Annotated in this window: 22 protein-coding genes, 3 pseudogenes and 1 riboswitch; of the genes and pseudogenes, 15 read left to right on the top strand and 10 right to left on the bottom strand. The window is 60.0% G+C overall.

Features of this window, described 5'->3' with window-relative positions; genetic code table 11:
* Positions 1–5 precede the first annotated feature (5 nt).
* Complete coding sequence (locus BLP23_RS08805) at positions 6–491, bottom strand: Hsp20 family protein (protein ID WP_092584504.1); 486 nt, start codon at positions 489–491, stop codon at positions 6–8.
* Positions 492–828: 337 nt separating this feature from the next.
* A riboswitch (guanidine-I (ykkC/yxkD leader) is annotated at positions 829–937 on the top strand.
* Between the two features lie 74 nt (positions 938–1,011).
* Here BLP23_RS08805 and BLP23_RS08800 point away from each other — a divergent pair.
* The 7 genes from BLP23_RS08800 to atzF all read left to right on the top strand — a co-directional run bounded on the left by BLP23_RS08800 (position 1,012) and on the right by atzF (position 10,633).
* On the top strand, positions 1,012–2,085 hold the full coding sequence (locus BLP23_RS08800; protein WP_092584503.1) for a putative urea ABC transporter substrate-binding protein: 1,074 nt from the start codon (positions 1,012–1,014) through the stop codon (positions 2,083–2,085).
* 62 nt (positions 2,086–2,147) lie between these two features.
* A complete protein-coding gene (locus tag BLP23_RS08795) occupies positions 2,148–2,966 on the top strand; it encodes an ABC transporter permease (protein WP_092584502.1) in 819 nt (272 codons plus the stop codon).
* Positions 2,963–3,790 carry an ABC transporter ATP-binding protein gene (locus BLP23_RS08790; protein WP_092584501.1) on the top strand — a complete coding sequence of 276 codons (828 nt, stop codon included), beginning with the start codon at positions 2,963–2,965 and terminating at the stop codon, positions 3,788–3,790. The genes BLP23_RS08795 and BLP23_RS08790 overlap by 4 nt, the downstream gene beginning before the upstream one ends.
* Positions 3,787–4,605, top strand: coding sequence for an urea amidolyase associated protein UAAP1 (locus tag BLP23_RS08785; RefSeq protein ID WP_092584500.1), 819 nt, complete (start codon positions 3,787–3,789; stop codon positions 4,603–4,605). The genes BLP23_RS08790 and BLP23_RS08785 overlap by 4 nt, the downstream gene beginning before the upstream one ends.
* A gap of 13 nt (positions 4,606–4,618) precedes the next feature.
* Positions 4,619–5,269 (top strand): urea amidolyase associated protein UAAP2, encoded by a 651-nt coding sequence (locus BLP23_RS08780; RefSeq protein ID WP_092584948.1) that lies wholly within the window; start codon positions 4,619–4,621, stop codon positions 5,267–5,269.
* 1 nt (position 5,270) lies between these two features.
* Positions 5,271–8,807 (top strand): urea carboxylase, encoded by a 3,537-nt coding sequence (uca, locus tag BLP23_RS08775; RefSeq protein WP_092584499.1) that lies wholly within the window; start codon positions 5,271–5,273, stop codon positions 8,805–8,807.
* The gene (gene atzF, locus BLP23_RS08770) at positions 8,807–10,633 is read left to right on the top strand and encodes an allophanate hydrolase (protein WP_092584498.1); all 1,827 of its coding nucleotides are present in this window, start codon (positions 8,807–8,809) and stop codon (positions 10,631–10,633) included. Before uca ends, atzF begins: the two co-directional genes overlap by 1 nt.
* 685 nt (positions 10,634–11,318) lie before the next feature.
* On the opposite strand, the gene BLP23_RS08765 is transcribed toward atzF, so the two are convergent.
* The gene (locus BLP23_RS08765) at positions 11,319–12,065 is read right to left on the bottom strand and encodes a Crp/Fnr family transcriptional regulator (RefSeq protein ID WP_092584497.1); all 747 of its coding nucleotides are present in this window, start codon (positions 12,063–12,065) and stop codon (positions 11,319–11,321) included.
* 841 nt (positions 12,066–12,906) lie between these two features.
* Here BLP23_RS08765 and htpG point away from each other — a divergent pair.
* The gene (htpG, locus tag BLP23_RS08755; RefSeq protein WP_092584495.1) at positions 12,907–14,799 is read left to right on the top strand and encodes a molecular chaperone HtpG; all 1,893 of its coding nucleotides are present in this window, start codon (positions 12,907–12,909) and stop codon (positions 14,797–14,799) included.
* 140 nt (positions 14,800–14,939) lie between these two features.
* Here htpG and BLP23_RS08750 read toward each other — a convergent pair.
* Both BLP23_RS08750 and BLP23_RS08745 read right to left on the bottom strand, forming a co-directional pair.
* A pseudogene (locus BLP23_RS08750) lies at positions 14,940–15,044 on the bottom strand (tautomerase family protein); the annotation flags it as partial.
* Between the two features lie 116 nt (positions 15,045–15,160).
* Positions 15,161–15,505 (bottom strand): annotated as a pseudogene (locus BLP23_RS08745) (GGDEF domain-containing protein); the annotation flags it as partial.
* Between the two features lie 536 nt (positions 15,506–16,041).
* Here BLP23_RS08745 and BLP23_RS08740 point away from each other — a divergent pair.
* Positions 16,042–16,245 (top strand): annotated as a pseudogene (locus tag BLP23_RS08740) (substrate-binding domain-containing protein); the annotation flags it as partial.
* A 96-nt stretch (positions 16,246–16,341) separates the two neighbouring features.
* Here BLP23_RS08740 and BLP23_RS08735 read toward each other — a convergent pair.
* Positions 16,342–17,361, bottom strand: a complete 1,020-nt coding sequence (locus tag BLP23_RS08735) for a LacI family DNA-binding transcriptional regulator (RefSeq protein ID WP_233426661.1) — start codon at positions 17,359–17,361, stop codon at positions 16,342–16,344.
* A 214-nt stretch (positions 17,362–17,575) separates the two neighbouring features.
* Between BLP23_RS08735 and BLP23_RS08730 the strand changes: the two genes are divergently transcribed.
* The 4 genes from BLP23_RS08730 (at position 17,576) to BLP23_RS08715 (ending at position 20,518) form a co-directional block, all read left to right on the top strand.
* Positions 17,576–18,379 carry a transporter substrate-binding domain-containing protein gene (locus BLP23_RS08730; RefSeq protein ID WP_092584493.1) on the top strand — a complete coding sequence of 268 codons (804 nt, stop codon included), beginning with the start codon at positions 17,576–17,578 and terminating at the stop codon, positions 18,377–18,379.
* A 66-nt stretch (positions 18,380–18,445) separates the two neighbouring features.
* Complete coding sequence (locus BLP23_RS08725; protein WP_092584492.1) at positions 18,446–19,150, top strand: amino acid ABC transporter permease; 705 nt, start codon at positions 18,446–18,448, stop codon at positions 19,148–19,150.
* Positions 19,147–19,806, top strand: coding sequence for an amino acid ABC transporter permease (locus BLP23_RS08720; RefSeq protein ID WP_092584491.1), 660 nt, complete (start codon positions 19,147–19,149; stop codon positions 19,804–19,806). Before BLP23_RS08725 ends, BLP23_RS08720 begins: the two co-directional genes overlap by 4 nt.
* The gene (locus tag BLP23_RS08715; protein WP_092584490.1) at positions 19,787–20,518 is read left to right on the top strand and encodes an amino acid ABC transporter ATP-binding protein; all 732 of its coding nucleotides are present in this window, start codon (positions 19,787–19,789) and stop codon (positions 20,516–20,518) included. Before BLP23_RS08720 ends, BLP23_RS08715 begins: the two co-directional genes overlap by 20 nt.
* A 49-nt stretch (positions 20,519–20,567) precedes the next feature.
* On the opposite strand, the gene BLP23_RS08710 is transcribed toward BLP23_RS08715, so the two are convergent.
* The 5 genes from BLP23_RS08710 to BLP23_RS08690 all read right to left on the bottom strand — a co-directional run bounded on the left by BLP23_RS08710 (position 20,568) and on the right by BLP23_RS08690 (position 24,224).
* Entirely contained in the window at positions 20,568–21,587 is a 1,020-nt protein-coding gene (locus BLP23_RS08710) for a LacI family DNA-binding transcriptional regulator (RefSeq protein WP_167363855.1), read from the bottom strand.
* Positions 21,588–21,747: 160 nt separating this feature from the next.
* Positions 21,748–22,080, bottom strand: a complete 333-nt coding sequence (locus BLP23_RS08705; RefSeq protein ID WP_092584488.1) for a hypothetical protein — start codon at positions 22,078–22,080, stop codon at positions 21,748–21,750.
* Positions 22,077–22,964 carry an NAD(P)-dependent oxidoreductase gene (locus BLP23_RS08700; RefSeq protein WP_092584487.1) on the bottom strand — a complete coding sequence of 296 codons (888 nt, stop codon included), beginning with the start codon at positions 22,962–22,964 and terminating at the stop codon, positions 22,077–22,079. Before BLP23_RS08700 ends, BLP23_RS08705 begins: the two co-directional genes overlap by 4 nt.
* Positions 22,961–23,497: a gluconokinase gene (locus BLP23_RS08695; RefSeq protein WP_233426660.1), complete on the bottom strand. Its 537-nt coding sequence runs from the start codon at positions 23,495–23,497 to the stop codon at positions 22,961–22,963. Before BLP23_RS08695 ends, BLP23_RS08700 begins: the two co-directional genes overlap by 4 nt.
* Entirely contained in the window at positions 23,466–24,224 is a 759-nt protein-coding gene (locus BLP23_RS08690) for an SDR family oxidoreductase (RefSeq protein ID WP_092584485.1), read from the bottom strand. The genes BLP23_RS08695 and BLP23_RS08690 overlap by 32 nt, the downstream gene beginning before the upstream one ends.
* An 88-nt stretch (positions 24,225–24,312) precedes the next feature.
* Here BLP23_RS08690 and BLP23_RS08685 point away from each other — a divergent pair, with 88 nt between their 5' ends.
* Positions 24,313–25,260, top strand: coding sequence for a 2-hydroxyacid dehydrogenase (locus tag BLP23_RS08685; RefSeq protein WP_167363854.1), 948 nt, complete (start codon positions 24,313–24,315; stop codon positions 25,258–25,260).
* 11 nt (positions 25,261–25,271) lie between these two features.
* The gene (locus tag BLP23_RS08680) at positions 25,272–26,303 is read left to right on the top strand and encodes an L-idonate 5-dehydrogenase (RefSeq protein ID WP_092584483.1); all 1,032 of its coding nucleotides are present in this window, start codon (positions 25,272–25,274) and stop codon (positions 26,301–26,303) included.
* Positions 26,304–26,318 lie beyond the last annotated feature (15 nt).

The raw sequence follows: 26,318 nt of genomic DNA, 5'->3' as shown, positions 1-26,318 counted from the left end.
TTCGATCAAGCCACCTGCTTTTCGCCTTCGATCTGTAGCGGCCCGGTCTCCTCTTTGGCCTGCTTGACCTCATTCGTTCCGATAGCAATGCGCCGCGCCTTCATCTCTTCAGGGATCTCGTGTTTCAGCTCGACCGACAGAAGGCCGTTCTTCAGGCTCGCACCAAGCACCTTGACGTGGTCGGCCAGCTCGAAGCGTCGTTCGAATGAGCGGCCGGCGATGCCGTGATGCAGATATTGCATATCCTCCTGGTCGGGCTTCGCACCGGCAATAACGAGCACGTTTCGCTCATGTGTGATCGACAGATCTTCCTCGGCGAAGCCTGCAACTGCCATGGTTATGCGATACTCGTCCTCGCCTGCCTTGACGATATCGTAAGGCGGCCAGGTATCGACAGCTTGAAATCGCTGCGCATTGTTGAGGAGATTGAAGACGCGGTCAAAGCCGATGCTGGACCGGTAAAGCGGGGCGAAGTCGAATTCGTTTCTCATAGCCATATCCTCCGTAAAGCAACATGGAATGGAGACGCATGGAACTCGCGTCTCCAACATCAGCCCCGTACTGGCGGCTGACGGAACTGATTTGGTTTGCGGAGTTTTCAGGTTCAAGAGCGTTCAGAGAAAAATTGGCACTCCAGGCCCGAGAGTGCTAAAAATAGTCGCTGCCGTTCCTGAAATGCCACTTCCTCAGCCATCTTCCTCATTGGGTCAGCTGCGCCTAAATAATGAGCAGTTGCCGCTCGGTGCCGCTGTGAGAAAACCGAGACAATAGAAAAACCTTTTAGAATCAATTTAGCAGAAACTGGCACGCGTCTTGCTTTGACAATACTGAGTTGGTGGCTAGGGTTCCGGCGCTTGACAAGCGTGCTGGTCCGAGAGCTGCCGTCGGTGGGAGAGAAATCCTGCCGGATGCACGGCGGGACAAAAGCCCGGGAGACCTCGTAAGCCAAGGGATTGGCGGCGCGATGGTCTTTGCCAATCCCTTTTTGAAAAAAGCAAAAGGGGAATTTCAATGCAGACTTTTTCGAAGCTTCTTTCCATCACCGCCTTGACCGCCTACTTCATCCTGGGCCTCGGACCCGCTGTCGAGGCTGCCCAAAAGACCGAGTTCAAGGTTGCATGGTCGATCTACGTGGGCTGGATGCCCTGGGGCTATGCTGCCGACCACGGCATCGTCAAGAAATGGGCCGATAAATACGGCATCAAGATCGACGTGACCCAGTTCAACGACTACGTCGAGTCGATGAACCAGTATACGGCCGGTGCCTTCGACGCCGTGACGCTCACCAACATGGATGGCCTTTCCATTCCGGCCGCCGGCGGCGTCGATACGACTGCCGTGATCGTCGGCGACTTTTCGAATGGCAATGACGCCGTAATCCTCAAGGACAAGACGAGTCTTGCCGAAATCAAGGGGCAGAATGTCAATCTGGTCGAGTATTCCGTCTCGCACTACCTGCTTGCTCGCGCGCTCGAAAGCATCAAGCTGACAGAGCGCGACGTGAAGGTCGTCAATACGTCCGACGCCGACATGGTCGCCGCCTATAAGACGCCCGACGTCACCTCCGTCGTCACCTGGAATCCGCTGGTCTCCAGCATCCTTGAGGATCCTTCGGCCAAGAAGGTATTCGACAGTTCGCAGGTTCCTGGCGAAATCATCGACCTGATGGTCGCCAATACTGATGTGCTCAAGGACAATCCGAGCTTCGGCAAGGCGCTGGCAGGCATCTGGTATGAGACCGCGGCGTTGATGGAGGCGGATACGCCGGACGGCAAGGCAGCCCGCGAGACGATGGGGTCGGCCTCCGGCACCGACCTTAAAGGTTTCGAGGCGCAGATCGCTGCGACCAAGCTCTTCGCCAAGCCCGCTGACGCCGTCGCCTTCACCGTGTCCCAGAGTCTTCCCAAGACGATGGATCTGGTGCGCAACTTCCTATTCGAGAAAGGCCTGCTCGGCAGCGGCGCGCCATCGGCGGATGTCGTCGGGATCGAAATGCCGGACGGCAAAATCCTCGGAGACAGCGGCAACGTCAAGCTGCGCTTCACCGAGACCTACATGAAGGCGGCCGCTGACGGGACGCTCTGAAGTTCGACCGGCGGCGCGGGAAAACTGCGCCGTGTCATTCCTTCATCAGCGGAGCTTTCCTCATGCGCTGGATCAATCTCAAGCCAAGTCGGGGCGCGCAATTTGCCCTGATGCTGATGCCCTTCGTGCTGCTGATCGTAGCCTATGCCTTCGGCTCGGCGGCGCGCCTGTCCGAGAATGCCAACGATAAGCTGCTGCCCACTCTCGCCGGCTTTTCCCAGGCGATCGAACGCATGGCCTTCATCGCGGATCAGCGTACCGGCGAATACCTGTTCTGGTCGGATACCTGGGCGAGCCTGATCCGGCTTTTCGCAGGCCTCGGCATCTCCACAGCGACAGCGCTGCTGATCGGAATGCTGATCGGCATGCTTCCGTATCTGCGGGCGCTCCTCGCTCCCTTCATCGCTGTCGTCTCTATGGTGCCGCCCCTGGCGCTGCTTCCGATCCTCTTCATCGTGATGGGTCTCGGCGAGACATCCAAGATCGCTCTTATCGTGATCGGCATCGCGCCGACGATGATCCGTGACCTGGCCCTGAAGGCGCTGGACTTGCCGCGCGAGCAGGTCGTCAAGGCCGAGACGCTTGGCGGCTCCTCGTGGCAGATCGCCTTGCGCGTGGTGCTGCCGCAGATCCTGCCGCGGCTGATCATCTGCCTCAAGCTGCAGTTGGGGCCTGCCTGGCTCTTCCTGATCGCGGCCGAAGCGATTTCCTCGGAATCCGGCCTCGGCTACCGCATCTTCCTCGTCCGCCGCTATCTGGCGATGGACGTGATCTTTCCCTATGTCGTCTGGATCACGCTCCTTGCCGTCCTGACGAACTACGTCCTTGATCGCATCCGCGTCGCCGTCTTCCCCTGGTCTGAACTGGAGAAGCAGGGATGAGCGAACTCAGGATCGAAAATCTCTGGAAGGAATATGGCGACCAGATCGTGCTTGAGAACGTGTCGCTGACCGTCCCTTCGCGCGCCTTCGTCGCACTTGTCGGGCCTTCCGGCTGCGGCAAGTCGACGTTCCTGCGTATGCTGCTCGGTCAGGAACAGCCGACCAGGGGCCGGATTTTGCTCGATGGCGAGCTTCTTCCGGCGCAGCCCGGTCCCGATCGTGGTGTCGTCTTCCAGCGCTATTCTGTCTTTCCGCATCTAACCGTGCTCGGCAATGTGCTGCTCGGCAAGGAACTTTCCGGCGCACGCTACATGGCGAAGCTCTTCGGCGCGGCGCGGCGCAATGCGATTGCCGAGGCGCAGCAATTGATCGGCGAAGTCGGCCTTGCCGGGGCGGAAGACAAATATCCGGCACAGCTTTCCGGGGGCATGCAGCAGCGGTTGGCGCTTGCACAGGCGCTAATCATGAAGCCCAAGGTGATGTTGCTTGACGAGCCATTCGGCGCGCTCGACCCGGGCATCCGCGCCGAGATCCACATCCTCATGAAACGTCTCTGGCACGAAACGCAGATGACCGTCGTCATGGTGACCCATGACATGCGCGAGGCTTTCACGCTTGCAAGCCGCGTGGTCGCCTTCGAGCGCCGCCGCGATCGACCCGAGGAGAAGCTGCGCTACGGCGCGACCATCACTAAGGACATCTCAATCTGGCCGCCACGCCAAGCCGGAGCGCCTTCGATCTTCAGCCCCGACCGGGACGGCCTGGTCGCTTACCAGGGGCATTGCCGGGACGACCTGGCTTCGTCAGGAGAAACCCAGCCATGACACGCGTCAGACGTTCGCCGGAAGAAATCGCTGCCAACCGCGCGCGTTACGAGGAACATCAGAAGAAGGGGCTCGAATTTGCACCCAAGGCACTGCCCGGTGCGAGCCCATTGCCGGCGCCTGAGATCGCGCCCGACAAGATCATTCACCGCGAGGTAATCCCGGGCGGCTGGTATTGGTCGACCCATATCAAGAAGCACGAGGCATTCCGTGTCAGTCTCGATGGCGGATTCTCGACCATTTCCCTCATCGCCTGGAGTGCCGCCGACACCAGCGAGCGGTTGAACCTGCCCGATACAGTGAAAGTGCAGTGGACAACTGCTCTGGGGAAAGGCCGTGTGATTTTCTCTGACATGGGGCGGGTGATGTTTTCGGTGACGGAAGACTCGTCCGGGGCCCACGACGGGCTGGTGGGCGGTTCCACATTCACGTCGAACGCGGCAAAATACGGACAGGGGACACGCAACACCCGTGACAACCTGATCCTCCTTGCAGCCAAAGCCGGGCTCGACAAACGCGACATTCCGCCGGGCCTTGCACTGTTTGCTCCGGTCCGCGTCGACCGGAACGGGGCTTTTTTGTGGAAGCCGGAACTTCTGCACGAAGGCGATTATGTCGAGTTGCGCGCCGAGATGGATATGATCGTCGGTTTTTCCAACTGCCCCCATCCGCTCAATCCGGACACGGTCTATCGACCCAACCCGGTGACCGTCACGCGCATCGCGGCGACCGAGCCCCCGAGCGGCGACCTTTGCCGGACTGCGACCGCCGAGGCTGTTCGCGGCTTTGAAAACAACGCGCGGGCAGCTGTGTGAGGGAAACATGACCATGACCGATTTCATTCAGACAGCGCCGGGCCGCACGCTCAAAAACGCCGCACAGGACCATTACATCTCGGCCGAGGCACCATTTTCGGCGGTGGTCCGCAAGGGCCAGACCATCCGTATCGAGGACACCTACGGCCAACAGGCGATCGACACGCTGTTCTACAATGCCGAGGACTTTTCCGAACGCTACTCCAACCAGGATACGATGCGCGAACAGGGCGCGGCTTATATTTCGACCGGCACGAGGATCATCTCCAATGAGGGCCGGGTGATGCTGACAATGACCGCCGACAGTTGCGGGCGCCACGATACGTCCGCCGGTGCCTGCTCTTGCGAGAGCAATACGGTACGTTTCGGCCACGGCACGAAATATCTCCATGCCTGCCGGGACAATTTCGTTCTTGAGGTCTCCAAGCACGGCATGAGCAAGCGCGATGTCGTCCCCAACATCAATTTCTTCATGAACGTTCCGATCGAGCCAAGCGGCGAGATGACGATCGTCGACGGGATCTCCGCGCCCGGTGACTATGTGGAGTTGAAAGCGGAGATGGATGTTTTGCTCGTCATTTCCAATTGCCCGCAGATCAACAATCCCTGCAACGGTTTCGATCCTACCCCGATCCGGGTGCTGGTCTGGGACAGCGAGATCTGACATGTTCAAGAAGGTTCTCATCGCAAACCGGGGCGAGATCGCTGTCCGGATCATCAAGACGTTGCAGCGCATGGGTATTGCATCGGTCGCCGTCTTTTCGGATGTCGACCGCTTTTCCAAGGCGGTGTTGATGGCAGACCAGGCGGTAAGGCTCGGCCCGGCGCCGGCGGCCGAAAGCTACCTCGACGTCGAGGCCGTCATCGCGGCCTGCATGGCAACAGGTGCCGAGGCCGTCCATCCCGGCTACGGCTTCCTTTCGGAGAATATCGACTTCGCCGAGCGGCTGGCAAAGGTAGGCATCGCCTTCATTGGCCCGACGCCCGGCAATATCGCGGCTTTCGGGCTCAAGCACACCGCCCGCGAACTGGCGCAAGCCTGCGGGGTGCCGCTCCTTCCCGGCAGCGGCCTGCTGGAGACGAGCAAAGCCGCGCTCACGGCCGCGGCCGACATCGGATATCCGCTGATGCTGAAATCGACCGCCGGCGGCGGCGGCATCGGCATGCGCCTGTGCGATGACCCCGAACAACTGACGGCGGCCTTCGAGAGCGTGCAGCGCACGGCGCGTGCAAGCTTCGGTGATGCGCGCGTCTATCTCGAGCGCTTTGTCGCCAAGGCCCGCCATGTTGAAGTGCAGATCTTCGGCGATGGCAATGGCCGAGTGATCGCGCTTGGCGATCGCGACTGCTCGTTACAGCGCAGGAACCAGAAGGTGATCGAGGAGACACCGGCGCCGGGATTGCCGGATGCGATTCGCACGCGCCTGCATGCCGCGGCCGTCGCGCTCGGCGCCTCCGCCGGCTACCGCTCGGCGGGAACGGTCGAATTCATCTACGATCCTGCGCGTGAGGAATTCTACTTCCTCGAGGTCAATACCCGCCTGCAGGTCGAACATCCGGTGACCGAGGCCGTCTTCGGCATCGATCTCGTCGAATGGATGATCCGCCAGGCGGCTGGGGAGGATATGCTGGCCGGTAACGCGGCCCTCATACCCAGCGGCGCGGCCATCGAAGCGCGCATCTATGCCGAAATGCCGCATGCGGAGTTCAGACCAAGCGCTGGACTGCTGACCGAGGTCGTTTTTCCGAAAAACGTGCGTGTCGATGGTTGGATCGAGACCGGCACCGAGGTCAGCCCCTATTACGATCCCATGCTTGCCAAGGTGATCGTGAAGGCCGAGGATCGCCCCGCCGCAATCGCGGCACTCGGCAAGGCTCTTATGGAAAGCGCGATTTCCGGAATCGAGACCAATCTCGATTATCTGAGGGCGATTGCGGCTTCGCAGCTCCTGTCGAGTGGTGATGTGGCGACGACGGCGCTCAATGATTTCGCCTTCGTACCCGACGTCGTCGAGGTGATCGCGCCAGGCGCCCAGTCGAGCTTACAGGAATTGCCCGGGCGGCTGGGTCTCTGGCACGTCGGGGTACCGCCATGCGGGCCGATGGACGAGCGATCCTTCCGCCATGCCAACCGGCTGGTCGGAAATGCCGACGAGGCGGCAGCTCTCGAACTCACCGTATCCGGCCCAGTGCTCAAATTCCTCTCCGATGTCAGGGTCGCACTTGCCGGCGCGCACATGCCGATGACCCTCGACGGTATGTCGATTCCGCACGGAACGGCGATCCTCGTCAAGGCGGGCCAGACGCTTGCGATCGGGACGATTGCTGGCGCCGGCCAGCGCTCGTATCTCGCCGTCGCCGGCGGATTTGCAGCACCGGTCGTGCTCGGTTCGCGAGCAACCTTCGGCCTGGGACAGTTCGGCGGCCATGCGACCGGCACCCTTCGCGCCGGACATGTGCTGCGGCTTGCCCGCACGCCGCAGCCGACATCAAAGCCGGCCGACGACCCAGCCGAGCTCACGCGCGCCTGGGAGGTCGGCGTCCTCTACGGTCCGCATGGCGCTCCCGATTTCTTTCTGAAGGAAGACATCGAAACGCTGTTTTCGACGGAATACGAAGTCCATTTCAACAGTGCCCGCACCGGCGTGCGGTTGATCGGTCCGGCGCCCACGTGGGCCCGCGCCGATGGCGGCGAGGCGGGGCTCCACCCGTCGAACCTGCACGACAATGCCTATGCCGTCGGCGCAATCGACTTCACCGGTGACATGCCGATCATCCTCGGCCCCGACGGACCAAGTCTCGGCGGTTTCGTTTGCCCGGCCGTGATTGCGCGCGACGAACAATGGAAGATGGGCCAATTCAAACCCGGCGACAAGATCCGCTTCCACGCGGTGAAACGCGCCGGAGACCCGATCGCCGGGCCGATGGTCAAGCGCATCGGCGATGCCGCCGGCAGCCCGATCGTCGGACGGAACGAGACGGGGCCGGTCCCCGTGATCTATCGCCGACAGGGAGACGACAACCTGCTGGTCGAATATGGGCCAATGCAGCTCGACATTGCGCTCCGCTTGCGTGTCCATCTTTTGATGCAGGCGATCAAGGAGGCGAAGCTCACCGGGCTTATCGATCTTACCCCCGGCATACGATCGCTGCAGATCCACTATGGCGGAAGCGGCCTCACCCGTACACGCCTTCTTGGCCTGCTCGCCGAGATCGAAGCTTCCCTGCCGCCGGCGCAGGCGGTGAAGGTGCCAAGCCGGATCGTGCATCTGCCGCTCTCCTGGAACGATTCAGATGCCGAACTTGCGATGCGCAAGTACCAGGAACTCGTCCGGCCGAATGCGCCCTGGTGCCCATCGAATATCGAGTTCATCCGACGCATCAACGGCCTGGCCGACGAACAGGCGGTGCGCAAGGTCGTCTTCGACGCCAGTTATCTCGTACTCGGGCTCGGCGACGTCTATCTCGGCGCTCCGGTTGCCACACCGGTGGATCCCCGGCATCGGCTGGTGACGACAAAATACAATCCCGCCAGAACCTGGACGCCGGAAAATGCCGTCGGTATCGGGGGTGCCTATATGTGCATCTACGGCATGGAAGGTCCCGGCGGCTATCAGCTGTTCGGCCGGACGATCCAGGTCTGGAACACTTGGCGCCAGACGCCGTTCTTTTCCAAGGACAAGCCCTGGCTGCTCGATTTTTTTGACCAGATCCGCTTCTTCCCCGTGAGCCACGAGGAACTGACAGAGGCGCGCGCCGCCTTCCCTTATGGCGGTTATCCAGTCCGCATCGAGGAAACCGAATTCAGCTATGCGGCCTATGAGGCGGAGCTTTCTGCCAACGCACCGGCCATTGGCGCCTTTAAGGCCAATCAGCAATCGGCGTTCGAGGCCGAACGCAAGCGCTGGAAGGATCTCGGCCTTGACAGCTTCGTCGTCGACGAGGGCACCGGCAGTGGGCTTGGGGGCGAAATACCCGAAGGCTGCTTTGGCGTCGAAAGCGCCGTACCCGGAAACGTCTGGAAGATCCTCGTCGAGGAAGGCCAGCCGATTGCCGCCGGTCAGACGCTCGCCATTATCGAATCCATGAAGATGGAAATTAATGTGACCGCCCATGCCCCAGGTCGCGTCCGCGATCTGCGCGCGGGCCCCGGCCGCAACGTGAAAGCCGGCGATGTCCTCGTCGTGCTGGAGGAAATCTGATGCTCCCTACCATTCTCGATCTCGCTTCGCTCCAATCCGCCTATGCAGCCGGCCTTTCGCCTCTCGATCTCGCCGAGCAGGTGATCGCCCGACGCAGAGCTGCCGATGATCCGGCGATCTTCATCACACAGACCCCCGACGATGACTTGCGTGCCGCCGCCAGGGATCTGATGGCGCGCGCTCCCGGGCCAAACAGCCTCCCGCTCTGGGGCATCCCCTTCGCGGTCAAGGACAATATCGATGTTGCCGGCTTGCCGACGACGGCGGCCTGCCCGGCCTTTGCTTATCGCCCCGACCAGGACGCGACGGTGGTGGCGCGGCTGACAACCGCCGGCGCGTTGGTGATCGGCAAGACCAATCTCGACCAGTTCGCCACCGGCCTCAACGGCACGCGGTCGCCCCACGGCGCGCCGCGCTCGGTCTTCGACAGAAATTATGTGTCGGGCGGCTCGAGTTCCGGGTCGGCGGTAGCCGTTGCTTCTGGCCTGGCGAGCTTCGCGCTCGGCACCGATACGGCCGGTTCCGGCCGCGTGCCGGCGGCCTTCAACAATCTGGTCGGCATCAAGCCGACGCCGGGGCTCGTGCCGAATGTCGGCGTGGTTCCCGCCTGCCGCAGCGTCGATGTCGTCACCGTCTTTGCCGCGACGGTCGGCGACGGCGTTGCGATCCGCAAAGTGATGGAGGGTTATGACGCCGCCGACCCCTTCTCACGCCACGCAGTTCCCGCCAACCTGCCCGCCTCCGGCCTGAGGATCGGCGTGCTCGACGGAGCCGAACGGGAATTCTTCGGCAACAAGGATGTCGAGGGCCTCTATGATGCGGCCATCGAAAGGGCGCGTGCTCTCGGTGCCACCATCGTTCCTTTCGATTATGCCCCGTTCCGGCAGGCGGCCGAATTGCTGTATGACGGCCCCTGGGTCGCCGAACGGCTGGCCGCGGTGAAGGATTTTCTCGCGACGAATGCCGGTGATTTTGATCCGACGGTACGCACGATCATCGAGGGTGCCAAAGCCTATGATGCCGTTGCCGCCTTCGAGGGCAGATACAAGCTCGAAGCGCTCCGGCAGAAGACCAGGCAGGAATGGCAAAAAGCGGATGTTTTGATGCTGCCGACCTCGCCGACCACTTATACGGTCGAGCAGATGATGGCGGATCCGATTGTCAAAAACGGTCATTTCGGCCGGTACACCAACTTCGTCAACCTGCTCGATTGCGCCGCGATCGCTGTTCCAGCCGGATTTGATGCGGACGGCCACCTGCCGGCCGGTGTGACGCTGATCGGCCCCGCCTTTACCGACGACGCTCTCGCGCCTTTCGCCGACGCCATGCACCGGACCTTGAATATGGGGATGGGTAAGGACCGCGAGGCCGTCATCCCCGAGGTAAGCCACGCGCCGCAGGCCGATGATCGCTCGGTGCCGATCGCTGTCGTCGGGGCACATTTGACTGGCATGCCGCTCAATTATGAGCTCACGGCAGGAGGTGGGCGCCTTGTCAAAACTTGCCGGACTGCAGGTGACTACCGGCTGTTTGTCCTTCCAAACACCGCCCCGCCAAAACCCGGCCTGGTGCGCCAACCTGGGTATCAGGGAAAAGGCCTCGAAGTCGAAGTTTGGGCGCTGCCTCCGGAAGCCTTTGGTCGCTTCGTGCAGAATATCCCCGGACCGCTCGGCATCGGCAAGCTTGTTCTCGATGATGGCTCCAGCGTCTCGGGATTTATCTGCGAAGCCTATGCCGTCGATGGTGCGCACGAGATCACCGAACTCGGCGGCTGGCGACACTACATGCGATTGAAGACCGAAACAGAGGAAAAGGACAGAGGATGAGGATATCACCGGCGGTTCGGTCTCCCGTTCAAAAACGACGCTCCCCTCCGAGACCGGGTATGGCGGTTTCGCCCTTCGTGTCGTTCGCCTCGTGCGATCCCCAATGGATAGCGGCCTTAACACGACCTTATGGAGGATGTGAAGCGCCGAGTTCACAACCAGGCGCCGTAAGCAATAGCCCTCATAGAAGCAGCACGATCCAGCAAAGGCCACTTGCGGCCGCCAGATTTTTGCCGGCATACCAAGTCCGTCGTCGGATTCAGCGGTAAGCTTGACACATCACGCCACGTGTGGCCGGAGGTTTCGAACTGGAAACAGTCGTCAGCCGGTTCTGGTTTCGTCAACTGCCAGAGACGAAGGATGGCCAGCGGGCGCTGGCGCGCAATCATGGTTGAGCCTCTCGACCAATCTATCCGACGACTTGATGCCACAGCTAACACGGCTCGATGGCGCGCCTGACCGCGTCCTGGCCGCGCTCGCTGAGGATTTCAACGCGATTTTTTTGCGACCACCGGCGCGCAGAAAGCAAGAATGGCTAAAAGGTATTGCGCGGTTTCGGACATGCCGGATCGATCAAGCGCTCCAGCCACGGCGCAGCCCGACCAGCTGGGCCGATGTTACAGGGCCGCGACGTACGCAGCCTCTGAGGCCGCACTTCTTTGCGTTGTTCAGTTTGCAGATGCGATCAAGCGATGCGAATAGCCCGATGCGCCACGCTCATTGGAATGCCTATCAGCCGCTCGTACTCCGCCTCGGGCAGGCCGTAGCAGCCACCGGCAATTTTCTTGAGCTTTTCCCTGTCGATGATGCGTACGTTACCCCGCGTTGATCTGATGGCGTGGATGCCTTCGAGAATGTGCAACTCGTTTGTCACGCCAGCACGCCGAACCCCGAGCATCATTCCCAGGAATTCATGGGTAAGCGCGAGATTGTCGCCCTCGAGACGGTCATGACACATCAGCAGCCATCGCGCGAGGCGCTCCTGCATGCTGTAGCGCGCGTTTGCAAGAGCTGAATGAGCAAGCTGCAAGTTCGCCGAATGCACGTAGCGCAGCAGCAAATGTCTCGTCGGCTTATGGTTGTCGATGATGGTCATGAAGGGTTCGACCGGAACAGCTATTCCGGTTCCGGCGACTTGCATGAATGTTCTGTTCGGGGTGCGGTCGCTCATTAACAGCACATGGTGGCCACCAAGGCCCTCGCGTCCAATGTGCCCGACCTCAACCGCCTCATCGTCGGAGCTGACGGCAACCATTGACGCAAGGCCGCTCTCGATAAAGCAAACATGTGAGATGGGCGCGTCGGATTCGACAACAACTTGTCTGAGGCCAAGATCGATTGCGGTCATTTCCGAACTGAGCCGCTCGAAGGCTTCCGGCGCCAATGCCCTAAGCAGTCTGTTCGCAACGGTCGCCTGGGAGAAAAATGGCATCGACGTCTCCAATCAGGTTAGAGCCCGGTCCCACACCAAGCGCCACGAGGATTAGCTATTCGCTGGTTTATGCGTCCAAGCACAGCACAGGGCCAGAACTTGAAAGCGCTCTGTACAGCTCTGACATAACTGCGGCGGCTGCTCGGGGAGCTCCAGAGGCGCCATATTCGATGACGGCCAGGGTATTCGATGGTCGCTGCGACCGATAGGACGAGAATGGTTACTCCATCCTCCCGCGCAGCGATCATCCGCCAGTCAAAGGCATCCGCTCCGTTGAAAGAGCCGGTTCGCAGGCGTGAGCGTTTCCCATCTGCGGACAAGCGGCAATCATGCGCTCGTTCTTTGCCAAAGGAAAGTTATATTGGAAGAACCGGTCTGAGAGCCGCCAGCGCCGTCTGTGACCGGTTGAAGATGCATCGCCAATGCCGGAGCGATATTGTCGACCCGCAGGATGCGGATCGGCGTGAGCCCAGATACTCGCAACCACGCGCAAGGACACATTCGTGTGGCTCGCGCAGAGGTACTCGCCAGGCGGCTCGACCAGCCTGTCTGTGTCGAGCTCGCTCGTGCTTCGCCGCTGCGTATCGAATTGGTCTTCCTCCGAAAAACGGGGCAGTGCACGCGATCCGTCAGCCAGGCGCGTCCTGCGGGCGCTGCTGCTTGGTCCAGGGACAAGCACACCGAGATCGTCAGCGGAGAATGGGACGCGTTGCCGACAATAAAGCCGGCGCAAGCGCACTTGAGCCTTGCGCTTCATTCGATGTTGAAGAAACATCTTGAATTCAATCGAAGTCTTTGCCACCTGATCGATCGTTTTTTTCATCATGGGAGATCATGACGTATGACGACGACCGCCACGCACAATACTGCCGAAAACCACATCTTCGAGGCTGATGTGGCGCGCCTTCTGCACATGATGGTGCATTCGGTCTATTCGGACAAGGATGTCTTTCTGCGTGAACTGATCTCGAACGCCGCCGATGCGTCCGAGAAGCTGCGGTTCGAGGCGATTGCGACACCCACAATGCTTGCAAACGATCCGGACGGCCGGATTACGCTATCGCTCGACGAGGAAAAACGCCAATTGGTCGTCGAGGACAACGGTATTGGTATGAGCCGTGACGAATTGATCGAGGCGCTCGGCACCATTGCCCGCTCGGGAACCCGTGCCTTCATGGAGCGCATTGAGGCCAACAAGGCCGGCGAGAGCGCACAACTGATCGGACAGTTCGGTGTCGGCTTCTATTCCTGCTTCATGGTTGCCGAACGCGTCGACGTGGTTTCCCGGCGTGCGGGCGCCGATGAGGCTTGGTTATGGTCGTCCGATGGTCGGGGCAGCTATAGCGTCAGCCCCGTGGACGTGGTGGATGCTCCGCCCCGTGGCACGCGTATCACTTTGCATTTGATGGAGGACGCCAAGACCTACACATCCCGCTGGTCGGTCGAGCGGATTGTCAAGGAGCAATCCGGCCACGTTCCCGTGCCGATCACGATCATCGAAAAGCCGGGCGCCGAAGCGATCCAGCTCACCGACGGTACGGCTCTTTGGACGCGTTCGAAAAGTGACATTTCGGCCGAAGAGTACACGGATTTCTACCGCGGCATTTCCGGACAGTATGACGAGCCTGCGGTGACTGTTCATTTCCGGGCCGAAGGACGGCATGAGTATACTGCACTAGCCTTCGTTCCGGGATCGCAGCCGTTCGACATGTTCGATCCCGACCGCAAGGGCCGGATGAAGCTTTATGTAAAGCGTGTCTTCATCACCGACGACGCCGAACTCATGCCGCGTTATCTTCGCTTTGTGAGAGGCCTGATCGATACCGCAGACCTTCCCCTCAACGTTTCGCGCGAGATGATCCAGGCGAGCCCCATCCTGGCGGCGATCAGGAAGGGCGTAACCAGCAGGGTCGTAGCAGCAATCGAGAAACTCGCCGAGAACGATGCGGACGCCTTCATCAAGTTTTGGGAGACTTTCGGTTCAGTCGTTAAGGAAGGCATTTACGAGGATTTCGAACGCCGCTCGCAGCTGATTGCCCTGTCGCGCTTTAGAACCACGGCCTCGAGTGACGGGTATCGCTCTCTGTCAGATTATGTGAAAGATGCCAAACAGGATCAGAGCGCAATTTATTATTTGACCGGCAACAGCCTGGATCAGCTGAAGGCATCGCCGCAGCTAGAAGGATTTCGCGCTCGCGGCATCGAGGTCCTCCTTTTGACCGACTCCATCGACAGCTTCTGGGTGATGAATGCACCCGAATTCGAGGGAAAGACCTTCAAATCGATCACGCAAGGGGCAGCCGACCTGGCGCAGTTCGCCACGTCCAATGACCAAGCAGCCGCGAAGAGCGAAACGCCGGCGGATCTCGAGAACTTCATCGCCTTTGCCCGCGAGACGCTTGCAGACCAGGTGTCGGATGTTCGTGCCTCCGATAGACTGACGGAAAGTGCGGTTTGCCTCGTCGCATCTGAGCAAGGCTACGACCGCCAGATGGAAAAGATACTGCAGGGCGCAGGACGACTCCAGTCGGCTGCAAAGCCCATCTTGGAGATCAATCTCGAACATCCGCTGGTGAAAGGAATTGCTGCCAAAGACGACGGCTCTTCGCTAAGGGAGGATGCAGCATTGCTCCTGCTTGACCAAGCACGGATCCTTGATGGCGACAGACCCGTCGATCCCCGTGCCTTTGCCGAGAGACTGACACGGGTATTCCAAAGAGCGTTGCAATCTTGATGGAGAGCGGGCGGTAGGCTTACCCTGCCGCAATCGTCAACGTCACCAGGTAACGCTTGCCGAACCGTGCCCGACATGGGCAGGACGCGGTACGAATGTGACTTTGCCGGCGGACGGCATGTCCGCCGGTAATGGGCCACCTAAGTGCCTTCTTTGCTGCGATAGACGTCCGGCAGAATAAAGATCTCATCGGCGCGGCCGTAACCGCCGTCCTTCACCTCTTCGATAAGCACGATGGTGTGCGGCAAGGTGTTCGCCGAGGCTGGACTTTAAGTTGGTACTATTCGGTGGCGTTGAAAGATTGACTGCATATGGCGGCGAAGCCACCCCGGCGATGTGGTTGGGCGTGCTTCTCCCGTTTGTCGCTGGCGATGCACAGCATCCAGCCATTCTTTTGAACGGCCTCAGTCATCCACAGCCACCGGCCATCGACCAAATCCGTCTCGGCCCGAAATCCAATTTTGCCGCGGCGCGATTGTGTCGATCGCAGCCATTCATCGAAATCGGCGATACGTGACCGTGCCCGTGCGAGTTCGAAATTGCGGCGCATCAGATCGGGCCACAGCGGAGACTCATCGGGATCGATGAAGTAGACTGAGCGGAAGGCGTCATTGGCATATCGCAGCCGATCATCAGCGTCAGAGACGGCAATCAAGGCGGAAGTGGTTTGCGTCAACTGCAAAAACTGCTCGAAAGTCTCTGTCATATCAAAACATCGCTTTGGCTGGCACTGGGCAGTACATGTCGCACAATCGCCCGGAGAAAAGGGATCAGTTCGAGGAGTCGCGGGTGAGGGGCGGATCAGGTCGATGATGTCGTGTCGACTGACGGCGACAAACCGCGGCCGATTTTTGAACGTACCTTGGCCGTGCCGGATGCCCTTTCCGGCACACGTGTTCGCGCGTGTCCGATTACTTGTGGATCCGAAGATGCTTGCTCACTCTGAGACGTGGCCGTCTCACTACTCCTTTGCTTAAGCCTTTGGGACAGGCTTCGATGCGCGAGAAATATGTTATTCTTCGATCTCGCGCACGCTCTCCCAGACCATCGACGCCCAGGGGGCGTGCGTTCCGCCAGTCCTAATCTGGCATCTGGCCCTGCCCCGTCTGCCCCCAGCCCGCAGGGCCTTTTTTCGTGAAAGTTATCACTGCGAGCCGACGGGTGGCCTTCCACCTTGGCCGTCGACGATCGACGAACGGCTGGCGCGGGAGCATGTGTCAATGCGTGGCGACTATATGAGCACTATCCCGACCCCTCAACCTGCAGGGCTGGCAGCTTGTCGACGAGTTGAACCGCGCCTTTGCCGGCCAACAGTGGTCTGGCTATCTCTCCCCGCTCCATGTCGTCACCGCCGACAATGTCGAATTCGATGGCGGTCCCAAGAACTCGTTCGATCCGGAAAACGGTTACCGCGACGAGTATAAAAAGCTCTGGGGCAAGATGTAGCAGCCTCCCTCCCGGAAACTGGGCACCGCGAATGGTGCCATTCTTTTGCATGTTGCGTCGCAAGCGATATTGACGGATGGATGAACAGACGATCGATCATCGTCTCGTCGTGTTGCCCTGGATGAGCTGGATCTCAGCCCGCCACGATCGGTTCACGTGCACGTTTGCAAGTATATTCAACAGCGCCTGAGCCGCCGTCTTGCCGATCTCGGCGCGAGGTATATCAACGGTCGTAAGTCTGGTTCGGACCGTGTTGGGGATGGACGTGCCGTTAAATCCCACCACGGACATCTGCTCTGGAACCGGAATTCCCGCTTCGTGCAGATAGGAGAGGCCACCAAGCGCCATCGCGTCGTTCAAAAAGTGAATAGCCTGGATCTCGGGATGGTCACGGATCAATTCCTGCGTAAGGGCGCGTCCTGTTTCGGCCTGTCTGGGCCGATTTTCGCAAACCATGCTGATCACGTCGATGTTGGCGCTCGCAAGCGAAGACCGCAAGGCAAGGTAGCGCCATCGGGCGCAGAGATCCTTTTCCAATTCGGCTCCGACATAGGCAACGCGCCTGAGGCGGCGCTCCAGGAAATGCGCAGCAACGAGTTGCCCTGCCTCCATGTGCGAAGGGCCGGCGCTGAAATCGAGATCTTCATTGTCGCAATCCCACAATTGAATGGCCGGGCAGGTGCGTCTTTCTAGCAATTTGTCGCAAGCGGTGCTTCGTGCCATGCCGCCATTTAGCAAAAGCCCTGCAGGGCGGAAGGACAGCATCTCGCGGACGAGGTCTGCTTCGATGCCGGGATCGAAATGCGATTCTCCGATGAAGGTATGAAGTCCATTGGGGCGCAGGATGGCGTTTACCCCACTCAGCACTTCGGAAAAGACGATGTCGCTGATCGAGGGGATGATCACTGCTACCATCCGGCTCTTGCGCGAACTCAATGATCCGGCAAGGTTGTTCGGCAGATAGCCAAGCTCGTCTGCGGCACATCTAACCCTTTGTTGCGTCTCCTTGGAAATGTTGCCGACGCCTCGCATCACCTTTGAGACTGTCATGCTGCTTACGCCTGCCTTTGCTGCCACATCAAGCAGCGTGACTATCCGTGTCTTATCCTTTGCCACTTGCCTCATCCCCGCGCCTTGAAAAAATAAAAACTGGCTTGACAGCCCAATTGTTATCGATAACATAAAAAGAGGTTAACGATAACCTTTGCACCATTCAGATGCAATGCCCGGTGCAAGGGAGTCCAGAGGAGGCGAGTAATGGAGCGGTTTCTGTCGCTCCAGAGATCGCATGCACGAGCAAGAGCTCAGTCAAATCAGGTGGAGGAATGTCATGAATGTTCGTAAGTCTATGCGCGCGGTTGTAACGGCAGCCGCACTCGCCATCACGTCCTTGGCGATGACGGCCGAAGCCGGGGCGGTCACGCTCAATGACATCATATCACGCGGCACGGTCCGGATCGGCGTTCTGACCGGTGCGCCGCCGATGGGGATGGTGGATGAAAAAGGTAATCCGACCGGCTACGACGTTGACGTCGCCAATTTGATTGCCGGATATCTCTCGCTGCCGGTCGAACTCGTCCCACTGACGCCCCCGGCCCGCATTCCAGCGCTCCAGACCGGCAAGGTCGATTTTCTCGTTGCGACGCTGGCCCCCACGGGTGAGCGTGCCAAGACCGTCATGTTTACGCAGCCCTACAGCGCCTTTAACATGGACATCATATCCGGTCCCGACCAGAAGTTTGCGAGCCTTGCCGATCTTCAGGGCAAGCGCGTCGCGGTCAATCGGGGTTCGTCACAGGAAACCGCTCTTCGCAAGGCGGCGGTCCCCGGCATGGAGATCGTGGTTTTCGAAGACGACTCCACCAGTGCGCAGGCGCTGATTGCCGGTCAGGCGGATGCGGTCGCACTGCCGTCGACTGTTGGAGAGGCGATCATCAAGCAGCGTCCGGACGCTGGCCTCCAGGTCGGCTTCACCTTCTTCCAGCAGGGCAACTCGATGGCGACGAAGCTCGACGATTTCGAACTGCGTCAATGGCTGAATACGTCGATTTATCTGATGAAGATCTCCGGCGATCTCGACAAGATCGCGACGAAATGGACAGGCCGTCCGATGCCGACCCTTCCGTCCTTCTGATTGAGCTTGCGTGAAAGCCTGCCGGTGAGGCACCGGCAGGCCGCGAAACTTCGACGGAGCTCGTTTATGTCCTACACATTTCAATTCGGCGTGCTGGCCCAGTATCAAGGCGAAATCCTTAGCGGTATCTGGCTGACGATCAAGCTGTCGATCCTTTCGATCATTCTCGGTTCGGCAGCAGGTGTCATGCTTGCATCCTTGCGCTCCATAAAGGGCGGTGCCGTGCGGTATCTTGTCGATGCTTACGTCGAGGTGATCCGCAACACGCCCTTTCTGGTCCAGCTCTTCATCGTCTATTTCGGCCTGCCCGGGCTCGGTTTTCGCGTGGGCGCCGATACGGCGGCGCTGATCGGCATGACCATCAATCTTGCCGCCTATTCAACGGAAATCATCCGTGCCGGCATCGAGGCCGTGCACAAATCTCAGATCGAAGCGGGCGAGGCGCTTGGCTTCTCGCGTTTCCAGATCTATCGCCACGTCATTCTGGTGCCGGCGGTCGCCAAGGTTTATCCGGCGCTGTGCAGCCAGTTCGTGTTGATGATGCTGGCCTCCAGCATTTGCTCGGCAATTTCGACCCATGAGCTTGCCGCCTCGGCTGCTTTCGTTGAATCGCAGACCTACCGGTCTTTCGAAGTCTATATTGTCGTCACGCTGATCTATCTCGCGCTGGCACTGGCGCTGCGCGCTGGCCTGGCATTCATCGGCATGTGGCTTTTTGGCAGGCGGGTTGCCCGCCGCACGATGACGGCCCTGCCGGAGGTGCCGGCATGACGCTGAGAACATTCGGTTTCGACGAATTCGGTTTCCTGCTGCAAGCACTGCAGTGGACCATTCTCCTGACGGTCATCGCCCTTGTCGGTGGAGGTCTGCTGGGCTTTGCCGTGGCGCTTTCCCGAACCTCGCCCATCAGGGCCGTGCGCTTTGCCGCAGGTTCTTATATTCAGGTTATCCAGGGCATTCCGGTGCTGATGATCCTGTTCTTGTCCTATTACGGCCTCAGCCTTGCCGGGCTTGAACTGCCGCCACTCTTTGCCGCCGGCGCATCGATGACGATCTACGCATCAGGTTATCTCGCGGAAATCTGGCGCGGCTGCATCCAGGCGGTGCCGAAGCAGCAATGGGAAGCGTCGGAATCGCTTGCCATGACCCGCCTTCAACAATACCGCTACATCATCCTGCCCCAGGCAATCCGCGTTTCGCTGCCGCCAACCGTCGGCTTTGCGGTGCAGGTGGTCAAGAATACGTCGATCACATCGATCATCGGCTTCGTCGAACTCGCCCGCGCAGGGCAGCTTGTCAATAACACGACATTCCAGCCCTTCCGTGTCTTCATCGCGGTGGCCGCTCTTTATTTCGTCGTCTGCTACCCATTGTCCCAGCTGTCGCGTTGGCTGGAAAGGAGGCTTCATGCCGGAAGTAATCGTTGAAAATGTTCACAAGAGCTTCGGTGCGCTCGAGGTTCTCAAGGGCGTATCGCTCAGCGTCGGGCGCGGAGAGGTCTTTGCACTGATCGGCCGGTCAGGTTCTGGGAAGAGCACGCTGCTGCGCTGCATGAACGGCTTGGAAAAGATCAATTCCGGTCGCATAGAGATCGCCGGCCATGCGCTTGGAGGAGACGCAAAGGCGCTGCGAAGCCTGCGCACCGATGTCGGCATCGTCTTCCAAAGCTACAACCTCTTTCCACATTTGACCGTGGGCGAGAACATCATGCTGGCGCCCCGCATTGTCAAAGACGTTGCGAAGGCGCAGACACGGGAGATCGCCCGCGAGGTCCTCCAGCTCGTGGGCCTGTCGGAAAAATTCGATGCCTATCCGGACCAGCTTTCCGGCGGCCAGCAGCAGCGTGTGGCAATTGCCCGTTCACTTGCAATGCGTCCGAAGGTGATGCTCTTTGACGAAGTCACCTCTGCCCTCGATCCGGAACTGACCGAGGAAGTGCTGACGGTCATGGAGAAATTGGCCCGCGATGGAATGACCATGATACTTGTCACGCATGAGATGGGTTTTGCACGGCGGGTGGCTACGCAGACGATCTTCATGCACAAGGGCACGATCTGGGAGCAGGGGGCATCCACCGAGCTGTTTGCTAATCCACAGACGCCCGAGTTGCGGCAGTTTGTGAAATCGGACGTGAAGTAATCGTGACAGAGCGGGTGGGCGAGCAATCTTCTTCCGGCCCGCTATTTCCTCAGCGGCTTGTTTGGCGCAGGATCAAATCCGGTCGGATCGTTATCACGGCCGCGCTGTCCGAAAGCGACCCGTCCAGGACGTCGAGAATGAGCTGCGCCGTTTTTGCTCCGATCTCGGCAGCAAAGGCATTGATCGTTGTCAGACTGGGAACGCAAATTGCGCCGATCTCGTAGTCGCCGAAGCCGCCGATGGCAATCTGGTCCGGCACCGCAATGCCGCGCCGTTGACATTCGGTAAGGGCGCCGAAGGCGGAAAGATCAGAAACGCAGATGACCGCTTCGGTATCTGGGAAATGCTCCAGCAACCGGCCCATCGCGTTCGCGCCCTCGCGCATTGAAATCGGCGGCGGCCCGGCGGCAATCAGGCGCGTCGCGTCCAACCCGTGATCCTCCATCGCGGTTATGAAGCCGGCTCGACGATCGCTGCCGCGCGTGTCGCGATCAGCATCACCACCAATGAAGGCGACCTTTCTATAGCCGACGGTGACAAAATGATCGATCATCTCGCGCACCGCCAATGCGTTGGAGAACCCAACCACGTGTCCAATCGGATCTTCCGGAAGGTCCCAGGTTTCAATGACGGGGATGCCGGCATTCGACAGGAGTTTGCGGGCTCGCGATGTATGCTTGCCGCCCGTTACCACGATTGCTTCGGGCTTGCGCCGCAAGAGCTGCTCGATCAGCCGCTCTTCTTCACGAACGTCGTAGTTCGTGTAGCCGAGCAGGACCTGCAAGCCCTTATCCGACAAGCCGTCCGACAGCGCCCGCACCGTATCAGCGAAATTGGCATTGTTGATCGAGGGGATTGTAACGGCCACGAAATCCGTGCGCTGTGATCGAAGATTGGAAGCCGTGCTGTCGAAGACGTAACCAAGTTCCTCGGTTGCGCGTCTGACAGCCTCGCGTGTCTCTTGGCTGACGGAGGTGTCGCGCTTGAAAGCGCGCGACACCGTCATCGGCGACACGCCCGCCATGCGGGCGACATCCGCCATGGTTGGTGGTTTACGAATATTGGGCATTTGCATCCATGTTATCGTTACCAGCTTAATACAACCGGCTTTACGCCTAGTTTGCAAGCAGGTCGTGATTTCGCCTCGTTCAACGACGGTCGGACTTTGGGTCTGGCGCCTTGCTGGTAGTCGAACAGCCAAGAACAAACCAGCCGCCACGGCGTCGAGGTTAGAGCCGGAATTCGTTTGCCTGGGTCACATGATGATGGATTCGCCCGTCGAAAAAGCGTGCCAATACCTCTTCCGTCGCTGCCTTGGCCGCGGTGCGGGCTGGACTCGCAAGCGCGGCCTCGACGGTAGCAAGATCGGGATAGTTGATCGCAAGGATCATGGGAATTTCCGGCGCTCCTTCATCGCGGGCATCGGCGAAGGTTACCCGGACATCGAGGGCGCCGGGAAAGGCCTTCCATTTCGGCAGGATGTCGTTGAGCACAGCGGCCCGAAACGCCTCCGTTTGACCGTCCTTCACTTTTCCTTCGAAGAGGGCATAGCGTGTGATCATTGTACGATGTCCTTGTTGGGCCCCTTGAAAAATTCCATCAGGGCGGCTTGGTCCTCACCGCCGAGACCGGCGGCAGTCAGCATGCGGTGAATTTCGGCGCACAGCGCCGTCAGCGGCATGGCGGTATTGGTGCGGCGGGCGAGATCCTGCGCCCCGCTCAAATCCTTGACCATATTGTCGATCCTTCCGGTGCGACGGTAATCTTTGACGACAAAGCGCGGCATGTATTCTTGCAGGATTGCGCTGTCGGCCCGGCCGCCCTTCAATGCCTGCGGGATCTTTGCCGCATCCACGCCGGCGTCGAGAGCCAACTGCGTCGCTTCCGCCACGGCCAGGAAATTGAGCCCGCAGAGAACCTGGTTGATCAGCTTCGTGGTCTGGCCGGCGCCGGAAGGCCCCATATGCGTGTAGTTGGAGGCAACGTGCCGCAACACCTCGTATGCATCAGCGACATCTCGTTCCTTGCCGCCGGCCATAAGCGTAAGCTGTCCGACCAATGCCTTGGGCGCGCCACCCGACAGGGGACTGTCGACCCAGCGCAGGCCCTTTTCCGCTGCCTCGGACGCCAGGGCCTTCGTCGCCTCCGGGTCGATCGAGGACATGTCTATGACGACAGTTCCGGGCTTGGCGCCGCCTGCAACGCCGCCTTCTCCGAAGACGGCGAGCCGGACGATTTTCGCCGAGTTGAGGCTGAGGATGACATAGTCCGAGCCGGCGGCTGCTTCCGCCGCGCTTGCCGCCGGCAGAGCGCCTTTGTCGACCAACTCGCGCATCTTGGTCGTGTCGAGATCAAAGACCGTCAAATGGTTCCCGGTTTCGACGAGCCGCGTTCCGATGGCGCCGCCCATCGCGCCGGCGCCAATCAATGCAACCTTGTTCGTCATGTTTTCATTCCTTCCAGTTGCGTGACGATTGCTTCGACGATGGCGCCGAACGGTCGGTCGATATCCACGCTGAACGCGTTTTCGTCCGCCTCCGGTGGTTCCAGCGCTGCGAACTGGCTCGTCAGCAGGCCGGCCGGCATAAAATGACCTTTTCTTGCATTCATTCGCGCCTTGATGACCTCGGGCGTACCGGCAAGATGAACGAAGGTGATCGTCTCTCCGGAAGTTTGCGTGATGTGAGCGCGGTAGGCTCGCTTGAGCGCCGAACAGCCGACGATCTGCGGCCCTTCGGACTTGGCCAGAGCCTCGCCCACGAGGGTCAACCATGGCCAGCGATCCTCATCGTCCAAGGCCATGCCGCGGCTCATCTTGTCGATGTTCGCCGACGGGTGAAGGTCGTCGCCATCGAGATATGCCGCCCCCACTCGCGCGGCGAGCGCGGCCCCGACAGAGGACTTGCCGCACCCTGCAACCCCCATCAGCACCAGTCGCTGCGGAACCTCAAAGAGAGGCCGTAATGCCACCGTCAACATAAAGCACATGTCCGTTCACAAATGAGGATGCGTTGGAGGCGAGGAACACGCAGGCGCCGACCAGTTCGTCCACCTTGCCCCAGCGGCCGGCCGGCGTGCGCTTTTCCAGCCAGGCGGAAAAAGCGGAATCGGCAACCAAAGCGGCGTTCAATGGCGTATCGAAATAGCCGGGCGCAATGGCATTGCATTGCAGCCCGTACTTGGCCCAGTCGGTGGCCATTCCCTTGGTCAGATTACCCACGGCGCCCTTCGTCGCGGTGTAGGGTGCAATGCCGGGACGTGCCAATGCAGTCTGTACGCTGGCTATATTGATGATCTTGCCCGCTCCGCGTTTGATCATGTGCCGTGCGACCGCTTGGCCAACGTTGAAAACAGTGGAGATATTGGTCCGCATAAGCTGCTCGAACGCGTCCGCCGGAAAGTCCTCGAGCGGCGTGCGATGCTGCATTCCCGCATTGTTTACGAGGATGTCGATCGCACCGATCGTTGCTTCGAAGCCATCCACTGCTGCGCGAACGGCCTCATGATCGGTCGCGTCGAACGCCAGTTGATGCGTGCTGCCGCCGAGACCTCTGGCGGCTTCCGCAAGTTTTGAGGCGTTGCGGCCATTGAGCACGATTTCGGCACCCGCATTGGCAAGACCGCGCGCAAGGGCAAGGCCGATCCCCTGCGACGATCCCGTGACGAGGGCTCGGCGGCCCGTCAAATCAAACAAGTCCTGCCCCATTGGTTTCCCTCATTTTTTGTCTCGACAATCGCAATGCCCACCTTTATGTTATCGATAACATTAATTGTCAAGGGACGGAGACACCGAAATGAGCAAACCCCAGATCCTTCAAGTCGGGCCCTATCCGGAATGGGACGAAGCGCCTCTGAATGCTGCATTTTCGGTACATCGCTACTTCGAGGCCCCCGATAAGTCGGACTTTCTTGCTGCTGTCGGCCCCAATGTCCGGGCGATCGCCACGCGAGGCGAACTCGGCGCCAGCCGGGCCATGATCGAGGCCTGCCCTTCACTCGAGCTGATTTCCGTCTACGGGGTTGGTTTTGATGCCGTCGATCTGGCGGCTTGCCGGGAACGTGGCATCCGCGTCACCAACACACCGGACGTGCTGACCAGCGACGTAGCGGATCTTGGCGTGGCGATGATGTTGTGCCTGTCGCGCGGCATGATTGGCGCGGAAAGCTGGGTAAAGGACGGAAGCTGGGCGGCAAAGGGGCTCTACCCGCTGAAGCGTCGCGTGTGGGGCCGCCGCGCAGGCGTACTCGGCCTTGGCCGGATCGGCTATGAAGTGGCCAAACGACTTCAGGGCTTCGATATGCAAATCGCTTATTCCGATGTAGCGCCAAAAGATTTTGCCGCCGACTGGGAATTTGTCGCCGATCCGGTAGCGCTCGCAGCGCGTTCGGATTTCCTGTTCGTCACTTTGGCCGCTTCCGCCGCCACCCGCCACATTGTCGGCCGCGAGGTGATTGCGGCCCTCGGCGGGGAGGGGATGCTGGTCAATATTTCCCGCGCTTCCAATATCGATGAAGAAGCCCTGCTTGATGCACTCGAATGCGGTGCGCTGGGATCGGCCGCCCTTGACGTGTTCGAAGGTGAGCCGAAGCTCAATCCACGGTTTCTCGCCCTCGACAATGTGCTCTTGCAGCCACACCACGCATCTGGAACCATCGAAACACGCAAGGCCATGGGACAGCTTGTTCGTGACAATCTCATGGCGCATTTTTCCGGTCAGCCCCTGCTGACCCCGGTTCTTTAAGGAGCGCGCCGATGAAAGCCATCGTCATTCACGGTCCGAAAGACCTGCGTATCGAGGAGCGCCCGATCGAAACGCCAGGAGCCGGAGAAGTGCGCCTGCGCCTTGCAGCCGGTGGTATCTGCGGCAGCGATCTGCATTATTACAATCACGGCGGCTTCGGCGCCGTCAGGCTGCGGGAGCCGATGATCCTTGGTCACGAGGTGTCCGCGTATGTCGAAGCAGTCGGCCCGGGCGTTGAGGGATTGAAATCGGGCCAGCTCGTCGCTGTTTCTCCCTCCCGGCCGTGTCGGTCCTGCCTATATTGCCAGGAAGGGCTTCACAATCAGTGCCTCAATATGCGGTTTTATGGCAGTGCCATGCCTTTCCCGCATGTCCAGGGAGCATTTCGAGAGGTTCTCGTCGCCGATGCCCTTCAATGCGTGTCGGCGGACGGTCTTACCCCAGGCGAAGCGGCGATCGCAGAACCCCTGGCCGTTACTCTTCACGCCACTCGCCGGGCGGGAGAAATATTGGGTAAACGGGTTCTGGTGACCGGCTGCGGGCCGATCGGCCTTCTGTCGATCCTCGCAGCCCGCCGTGCCGGCGCCGCCGAAATCGTCGCAACGGATCTCTCGGATTTCACGCTCTCGCTGGCACGCAAGCTTGGCGCCGACAGGACCATCAATATGGGAGGCGAGCCGGATGCGCTGACCCCTTACGCAGCTCAAAAGGGCTCATTCGACGTCCTGTACGAGTGCTCCGGTGCCGCGCCTGCCTTGGTTGCCGGCATCGCTGCTCTTCGCCCGCGCGCGGTGATTATTCAGCTTGGCCTTGGTGGAGACATGAACCTCCCGATGATGGCGATTACAGCCAAGGAGCTGGACCTGCGTGGTTCCTTCCGCTTTCACGAGGAGTTTGCGACCGGTGTCGGACTGATGCAAAAGGGGCTGATCGACGTGAAGCCGCTGATTACCCACACACTTCCCCTATCAGACGCTGTGACGGCCTTCGAACTGGCAACTGATCGCAGCCAGGCGATGAAGGCGCAGATTGCCTTCAATTGACACCAGTCCCAACTC

Origin of the sequence: Rhizobium mongolense subsp. loessense, assembly GCF_900099775.1 — a bacterium.
Lineage (GTDB): Bacteria > Pseudomonadota > Alphaproteobacteria > Rhizobiales > Rhizobiaceae > Rhizobium > Rhizobium loessense.
Note: the sequence above shows the minus strand (reverse complement) of the source record. Positions and strands in the feature narration are given on the sequence as shown.

Excerpts from the sequence above, each read along its gene's own strand:
- BLP23_RS08805 (WP_092584504.1), bottom strand. The coding sequence starts at position 491 with ATGAGAAACGAATTCGACTTCGCCCCGCTTTACCGGTCCAGCATCGGC.
- BLP23_RS08680 (WP_092584483.1), top strand. The coding sequence starts at position 25,272 with ATGAAAGCCATCGTCATTCACGGTCCGAAAGACCTGCGTATCGAGGAG.
- BLP23_RS08785 (WP_092584500.1), top strand. The coding sequence starts at position 3,787 with ATGACACGCGTCAGACGTTCGCCGGAAGAAATCGCTGCCAACCGCGCG.
- BLP23_RS08765 (WP_092584497.1), bottom strand. The coding sequence starts at position 12,065 with ATGCCATTTTTCTCCCAGGCGACCGTTGCGAACAGACTGCTTAGGGCA.
- BLP23_RS08695 (WP_233426660.1), bottom strand. The coding sequence starts at position 23,497 with ATGTTGACGGTGGCATTACGGCCTCTCTTTGAGGTTCCGCAGCGACTG.
- BLP23_RS08690 (WP_092584485.1), bottom strand. The coding sequence starts at position 24,224 with ATGGGGCAGGACTTGTTTGATTTGACGGGCCGCCGAGCCCTCGTCACG.
- BLP23_RS08780 (WP_092584948.1), top strand. The coding sequence starts at position 4,619 with ATGACCGATTTCATTCAGACAGCGCCGGGCCGCACGCTCAAAAACGCC.
- BLP23_RS08705 (WP_092584488.1), bottom strand. The coding sequence starts at position 22,080 with ATGATCACACGCTATGCCCTCTTCGAAGGAAAAGTGAAGGACGGTCAA.
- BLP23_RS08700 (WP_092584487.1), bottom strand. The coding sequence starts at position 22,964 with ATGACGAACAAGGTTGCATTGATTGGCGCCGGCGCGATGGGCGGCGCC.
- BLP23_RS08800 (WP_092584503.1), top strand. The coding sequence starts at position 1,012 with ATGCAGACTTTTTCGAAGCTTCTTTCCATCACCGCCTTGACCGCCTAC.
- BLP23_RS08795 (WP_092584502.1), top strand. The coding sequence starts at position 2,148 with ATGCGCTGGATCAATCTCAAGCCAAGTCGGGGCGCGCAATTTGCCCTG.
- BLP23_RS08685 (WP_167363854.1), top strand. The coding sequence starts at position 24,313 with ATGAGCAAACCCCAGATCCTTCAAGTCGGGCCCTATCCGGAATGGGAC.
- BLP23_RS08725 (WP_092584492.1), top strand. The coding sequence starts at position 18,446 with ATGTCCTACACATTTCAATTCGGCGTGCTGGCCCAGTATCAAGGCGAA.
- BLP23_RS08715 (WP_092584490.1), top strand. The coding sequence starts at position 19,787 with ATGCCGGAAGTAATCGTTGAAAATGTTCACAAGAGCTTCGGTGCGCTC.
- BLP23_RS08720 (WP_092584491.1), top strand. The coding sequence starts at position 19,147 with ATGACGCTGAGAACATTCGGTTTCGACGAATTCGGTTTCCTGCTGCAA.
- uca (WP_092584499.1), top strand. The coding sequence starts at position 5,271 with ATGTTCAAGAAGGTTCTCATCGCAAACCGGGGCGAGATCGCTGTCCGG.
- BLP23_RS08730 (WP_092584493.1), top strand. The coding sequence starts at position 17,576 with ATGAATGTTCGTAAGTCTATGCGCGCGGTTGTAACGGCAGCCGCACTC.
- BLP23_RS08790 (WP_092584501.1), top strand. The coding sequence starts at position 2,963 with ATGAGCGAACTCAGGATCGAAAATCTCTGGAAGGAATATGGCGACCAG.
- htpG (WP_092584495.1), top strand. The coding sequence starts at position 12,907 with ATGACGACGACCGCCACGCACAATACTGCCGAAAACCACATCTTCGAG.
- BLP23_RS08710 (WP_167363855.1), bottom strand. The coding sequence starts at position 21,587 with ATGCCCAATATTCGTAAACCACCAACCATGGCGGATGTCGCCCGCATG.
- atzF (WP_092584498.1), top strand. The coding sequence starts at position 8,807 with ATGCTCCCTACCATTCTCGATCTCGCTTCGCTCCAATCCGCCTATGCA.